4 protein-coding genes are annotated in these 6,817 nt (G+C 62.9%); all 4 read left to right on the top strand.

Going from position 1 to position 6,817, the window contains the following annotated elements; genetic code table 11:
- The first annotated feature begins 86 nt into the window (after positions 1 to 86).
- Positions 87 to 1,058 carry an ABC transporter substrate binding protein gene (locus NFW30_RS19730; protein ID WP_295349672.1) on the top strand — a complete coding sequence of 324 codons (972 nt, stop codon included), beginning with the start codon at positions 87 to 89 and terminating at the stop codon, positions 1,056 to 1,058.
- Between the two features lie 15 nt (positions 1,059 to 1,073).
- Positions 1,074 to 4,166, top strand: a complete 3,093-nt coding sequence (locus NFW30_RS19725; RefSeq protein WP_295372556.1) for a PAS domain-containing hybrid sensor histidine kinase/response regulator — start codon at positions 1,074 to 1,076, stop codon at positions 4,164 to 4,166.
- Positions 4,167 to 4,287: 121 nt separating this feature from the next.
- A complete protein-coding gene (locus NFW30_RS19720; protein ID WP_295349675.1) occupies positions 4,288 to 5,487 on the top strand; it encodes an FIST N-terminal domain-containing protein in 1,200 nt (399 codons plus the stop codon).
- A gap of 4 nt (positions 5,488 to 5,491) precedes the next feature.
- Positions 5,492 to 6,817: histidine kinase dimerization/phospho-acceptor domain-containing protein (locus NFW30_RS19715; RefSeq protein WP_295349676.1), on the top strand; the 1,326-nt coding region annotated here is incomplete at its 3' end.

Below are 6,817 nucleotides of genomic sequence, written 5' to 3'. Positions count from 1 at the left end.
TACCCCGTGACCAGATCTGCTCAGGAAATGTAAAGATCTGAGTCATAAGTGACTACTGCTCGACTGGAGGCAGAATGAAATCCCTCATGGCCTCGCTGTGCATGTCGCTGATGCTGCAGTGTGGCCTCGCGCCCGCCACCGAATTCAGGGTGCTCGTGGTGATGAGCTACGAGGACGACAACCCGTGGGTCAACGAGATCCGCGAGGGCATCGACCACGTGCTGCGCCGCTCGGCCGAGGTGACCTACTTCTACATGAACACCAAGGTCAACCGCGAAGGCGGCCCGCGCCGGGCCGCGGAGGCTTTCGCGCTGTTCGAATCGCTACAGCCAGACGGCGTCATCACGGCCGACGACGACGCTCAGTCGATGTTCGTCGTCCCGTACCTGCTGGGCCGCACGGCAGTCCCGGTAATCTTCAACGGCGTCAATACCAGCGCCGACAGGTATGGATTCCCCAACGCGCATGTCTCGGGCGTCCTCGAGCGGGCGCACGTGCGCGAATCGCTGGCCTTCATCAAGCAGATCGTGCCGGCCGTGCGAAGCGCGTGCTTTATGACCGCCGACGTGCCACCGGGGATGGCCCTGCGCCAGCAAGTCGAAAGCGAGAAGGCGACCTATGCCCTGACCATCGGCGGCTTTCATCTGGTGCGCAACCACGGACAGATCGACGCCCTGCGCAAGACGCTGAACGCGCACTGCGACGTGTTGTTCGTCGATAGCCTGGAAGGCATCGCCGACCGGGACGGCAAGCCGCAGACCAACCATGAGGCGCTCCGGATCCTGCGCCAGGCATACGACAGACCCATCCTCGGCGGCAACCGCTACCAGGTCGAGCAGGGCGCGTGGGCGGCAGTGGTCAAGACCGGCCAAGAGCAGGGCGAGCTGTCGGCCACGATGTTGCTGCAGGCGATGCAAGGCAAGCCCGTGAGTGCCCTGCCGGTGACGCAGAACAGCCGAGGGCAGCGCATCATCAACGTCACAGCGCTGGAGCGCCACGGCATCGTTCCGCGACCCACCGTCTTGCGTGGGGCCACTCTCGTCCGCCAACAGCCCTGACCACCAGAGGCTCACGTGGGCCAGACGCCGACCCGAGGGATCGGGCACAAATTGGTTGCGCTGGCGCTGGCCAACGCCTCGGCGCTGGCCTTGCTTGCCGCCATCGCCTGGATCGGTAACGAGCGCACACAAGACCTGTCGGCATCCCTGGCCGACCGGGAGATGGCGCGTATCTTTGCGAGTGCGCGTCTGGGGCGTGACCTCGCCGAAGCGCTGTCCGATCTCGACCGCAGCACCCGCGACTGTCGTGTGCAGAATATCCCCTTGCCAAACCAACGCACTGCGGACGAGCGACTGTCCGAACTCGCACGGGCCGCCGGCGAGGCCGATCTGGCACAAGCGATGGACGCCCTGGCCAGCGCGACGCAACGACTACTGGCGCAGTGCAGGCTGATCGCCGCCGCGCGAGCAGCCACAGATGCAAGCGAACGCGAACTGCTCGACGAGCTGACCCGCTTGGAGGATGTCACGAGCCGAGACCTGATCGACCAAACGCTGGCCGGAAGGAAGACCGACTACCTCGACCAGATCATGGCGCTGGTCATCGGCTACCGCGAAACAGTCATGCTGATCGGCAGGGAAACTGCCCGCAGTACTTCGAACCCGGATTACGACAAACTCATCGCCATGGTCGACGACCTCCGGCTACGCCTGCAGACCATGACCGCAGCAACGCCGACGATGGCGACGATCGCCCGCCACATGCGGGAGAATGCGGCCCGCTACCGTGGCCAGATCATTGCACGGCAAGGCGCCGAGGATGCCCTCGCCACCTTGCTGCAGGATCAGCGCCGACACCGCGAGGCAGTCCTCGAACGACTGCGGCAACACGACGAGGCAACCGGACACCGGGCTGAGGGCTTCCGCGCGGAGATGGCGACGGTTGCAGGGCAGACGGCACGGCTGATCGCCGGACTCGGCGCCGCCATCGCACTGCTGTCGCTGATGCTGACCATGCGCTTTGTGCGGCACAACATACAGCACCCGCTGGCCGGCATCCTGCGCCAGATCGGCGGGATCCGCGGCAGCGCGGCATCCGGCGCGCCGGCAGAACGTCGCAACGACGAATGGGGCGTAATCCAGGAGGCCCTGTCCGACATGGCGGTAGACCTCGCCCGGACCAATGGTCTTCTGAAACAGGTCGTGGATACCGCACCAGTCCGCGTATTCTGGAAGGATCGCGACTGTCGCTATCTCGGCTGCAACCCGGCCTTCGCGCTCGATGCCGGCAAGAACGCGCCGGCCGATCTGGTCGGCGAGGACGACTTCAGCATGGGTTGGGCCGAGCAGGCCGATCTTTACCGCGCTGACGACCGGCAGGTGATGGACTCCGGGCAACCGCGCCTCAACTACGAGGAACCACAGACCTCACCGGACGGCCGGACCATCTGGCTGCGCACGTCCAAGGTACCGCTGCGCAATCCGTCCGGTGAAGTGATTGGCGTCCTCGGGCTCTATGAAGACATTACTGCAACCAAGCACGCGGAGCTGGCGCTGCAGCAGCGTGACCGCTACCAGCGCGCGCTGCTCGACAACTTCCCGTTCGCGGTCTGGCTCAAGGACGTCGAAAGCCGCTTCCTTGCCGTAAACAGCAGGTTCGTCGACCTGTTTGGGGCACGCAGCACAGACGATCTGGTCGGCCGTACCGATTTCGACATAGCCTCGCCGGACTTGGCCGAGAGCTATCGGACCGATGACCGGATGGTGCTTGCCTCGGGGCAGAGCAAGCACGTCGAGGAGGAGATCGTTGACGGCACTGGCATCCGCAGGTGGTTTGAAACCTACAAGTCACCGGTGACGCTCGACGGCAGGCTACTCGGCACGGTCGGCTTCACCCGCGACGTCACCGAGCGCAGGGAGATAGCGGCGGAACTGGAACATCACCGCCAGCACCTCGAAGACCTCGTACTGAAGCGCACCCTGGAACTGACCGAAGCCAAGGTCGCCGCCGAGACGGCCAACCGTGCCAAGAGCACTTTCCTCGCCAACATGAGCCACGAACTCCGGACGCCGATGAACGGCATGATCGGCCTGATCGAGATGGCCAGGAGGCGCATGGTTGATCCCGTTGGCTGCGAGCAACTCGGCAAGGCAAAGACCGCCGCCCACAGCCTGCTTGGCTTACTCAACGATATCCTCGACCTTTCCAGGATCGAAGCCAACCGCATGGTCCTCGACAATCAGCCCCTGCAACTGGACGATTGCGTCGCCCACTTGACCGGCACGCTCGGCCACATCGCCAGTGGGAAGGGCCTCCGGCTGGCTGTCGACCTTCCGCCAGAACTCGCCGGCGCACCGCTCCAGGGTGACCCGCTGCGGCTCGGTCAGATACTCATGAACCTCGTCGGCAACGCCATCAAGTTCACCGACCGCGGCGAGGTCATCATGCGCGTCCACGCGACCGGCGAGACTGCCGAAAGCATCCAGGTACGCTTCGAAGTCGCCGACACGGGAATCGGCATCGATGCCGAGGCGCAGACCCGCCTATTCCAGTCCTTCGAGCAGGCAGACAACAGCATGACCCGCAAGTACGGCGGCAGTGGCTTGGGACTGGCGATCTGCAAGCGGCTCGTGGAACTCATGGGCGGCGAGATCGGCGTCGACAGCACGCCAGGGCAAGGCAGCATCTTCTGGTTCATGGTTGACCTGCAGAAGCGGAATGCGAATGCTGTCGCGCCAGCTCCGAGTTCCGCCGGCCTGGCGGCGGAACAACGCCTGCTGATCGATTACACCGGCACACGAGTCCTTCTCGCCGAAGACGAACCGATAAGCCAAGAGATCTCACGCTTTCTGCTGGAGGATGTTGGCTTCCTCGTCGATGTTGTCGATAATGGCCGGGAGGCGCTCGACCTTGCCCGCCGCAGGCCTTACGCCCTGATCGTGATGGACATGCAGATGCCCGCCCTAAGTGGCGTCGAAGCCACGCGAGAGATTCGTGCCGACTCTCTCAACAAGACTACGCCGGTCCTCGCGATGACGGCCAACGCCTTCGACGAGGATCGCGAGGATTGCCTCGCAGCAGGAATGAACGGGCACATCAGCAAACCAGTCGATCCGGACAGACTGTATGAGACCCTTTTGGTGTGGTTGGAGCGGCGTGGCGACTGACCGGCGGCCGAGACCGATGGCCAAGCATCGGCCTGCCGACGACTGGACCGCAGTGAACGGGCTGGTCATGGGTTTGGCCTTGCACCAACATGCAGCAGCCTGATCACGCGCAAGGACATGTATGCTTGAATTCTTTTCCGCCAGCACCCGCATGGCCAATCCGCAACGAGCGATAGTGGAATGTCTTGAGGTCGCCCTGGGGGAAGCTCACCATGACTGCGATCTGGTCATCATCAATGCATCGATTGGCCATCAGCTCGGCGATCTGATTGGCCAGGCCCGCGCGCAATGTCCACACGCTCGCATTGTCGCCGGTTCCTGTGCCGGCGTAATAGGCCGCGAGGGCGTCAGCGAGTCGATGAAGGATGTCGCCCTGATGGCGATCCGTGGCCGGGATTTCGCGGTAGCCCATGTCGACGGCTTGAACGGTCACAACTCACGCGAGAAGGCGGTGGCGCTCGCAACGGCACTGAAGCGGGCGGCGCCGGCTATCAACATGGTGTACCTGATCGTTACGGGCATAGACGTCGCGGCCGACCAGATCATCGCCGGATTCGACGCGATCTTCGGTGCTGAAGTCAGCCTGTTCGGCGCAACCAGCGGCGACAACAACCGCGGCTTGGTTACCTTCCAGGCGGTCGACGAGCGTGTCTTCGAGCGTGCTGCCATTGCCGTCGGTTTCTGCGATGCGACACTCGAGGTCGATACGCACGCGACACACGGATTTGTCGCAACCGGTGAGCCCCTGATCGTCACGCGGTCTGATGGCCACCTCATCCACGAACTGAATGGCCGGCCCGCGGCGGCGGAATATCTGGATCGCCTGAAGCTGCCAATGACGGCATCGCTGGCGGACTCCGGTCCGATCGGGGCCCTGGCCGAACGCCTCACAGCCGTGCAGGCCCAAGCCTACGGTAACGAACATGTCCTGCGTGCAGTTTTCCGATGGGATGCTGCTGGAACGTTGTATTACCCGGTGACTTGTCCGGAAGGAACGGCGCTGTGGCTCACGCTGCGCGACGAGGAACGCATTTTCAGCGATCTCGATCGGATGCTGGCCGTCATGTCGCGCCATGCCCGGGGCAGAAAGCCGGTCGCGATGTTCCAGGCGGACTGTGGCGCGCGTGGCCGGCTGCTGTTCAACAGGGTGCTGAAGGAGGAATTGATCCAGCGCCTGCAGCATCCATTCTCGACCGACTTTCAGCCGCCTCCGTGGCTGGGGATGTACGGATTCGGTGAATTCGCACGCCTCGATGGGATCAATCACTTCCACAACTACACCTCTGCCCTGGCAGCGATCTATCGCCGCGAGGCGACATGACACCATGCCGGAATTGCCGGACATTTCCTCTCATCCGATCCTGCAGCAACAGCTGATCGCCGCACGCGATCGCCTTGATCAGGAGGTGACGCGTCTGACGCGCATGCATGGATTCAATGCATCGGCCTTGGGCATCGAATCGGATGCGGATTTCGTGATCGCCGTCGCCGAGGCGATCGTCGATATCTTCGAGCTTGAATTCGCTGTGTGCTGGCTGGTCGATCAGCAAGGGGAGATCGAAGCACCGATCGGCGTCCTGGGGCTCAAGGTGGATCCGCCCATGCTGCGAAGTTCCGGACAACGGCTACTCTCCGGCTCGGCAACGTGGTCAGCAAGCAACACCTCCGACGCTGTGACCGGCGCACTGCACGAATGCCTCCCGTCACTGCCGATACAACAGGCGATCTGCGCACCTTGCCGCACCTCATACGGCAGAGCGCGGGCCATGCTGCTGGCGGGGAATACGGTTACTGGCAGCCCGTTCTTCACGGCCATCACCGCTGGTTTAAGCAAGAGCTTTGATCTGTTCGTCCAGCAAATGGCCGCCCTGCTCGAAAACCGCGATAGTCGGCGTACCATCATGCAGCAAATGGCTGCCCTGCGGCAGGCCAACCAGAAGCTGAGCCTGGCGGTCGAGGTCACCCAGATGGTGTTCTGGGAGCTGGACTTTCCCAGCCGTCGACTGGATTACGATGCGGAACTGCTTCCTCGTCTCGGAATGGATGTGCAGGATCCACCGCGGACTCTGCAGGCCTGGATCGAACGTATACACCCGGATGACCGTCCCCGTTTCATCGGGTCCGTGGAGCGCAGCGTGAAAGCCGTCGATCCGCTGTTCGATTGCGAGTATCGCCTCTCGAATGCGATGGGCGGCTGGAGCTGGATCCACACATGGGGCCGCATCAGCGAGCGGAAATCCGATGGAACGGCACTGTGGGCCGTCGGTACGTCGATGAACATCACCCGCCGCAAGCAACAGGCCACCGAACTCGAAGCCTATCGTTCGCGGCTGGAAGCACTGGTCGACGAGCGCACACGCCAGCTGGCGCTGGCCAAGGCGGCGGCCGAGTCCGCCAGCGTGGCGAAAAGCACCTTCCTTGCAAACATGAGCCACGAGATCCGCACGCCGCTCAACGGCATCGCGGGAATGGTGCATTTGATTCGGCGTGCTGGCCTGCCACCTGATCAGGCACAACGCCTTGATCGCATCGAAACCTCCAGCGCTCACCTGCTCGACATCATCAACGCGATTCTTGATCTGTCGAAAATCGAAGTCGGCAAGTTTGAACTCGATGAGCGGGATTTCAAGCTCCAAAGTCTTGCCGACAAT

The organism is Accumulibacter sp., assembly GCF_023806635.1.
Lineage (GTDB): Bacteria > Pseudomonadota > Gammaproteobacteria > Burkholderiales > Rhodocyclaceae > Accumulibacter.
The sequence above is the reverse complement of the archived record's forward strand: the minus strand, read 5'-3'. Positions and strand labels throughout refer to the sequence as shown.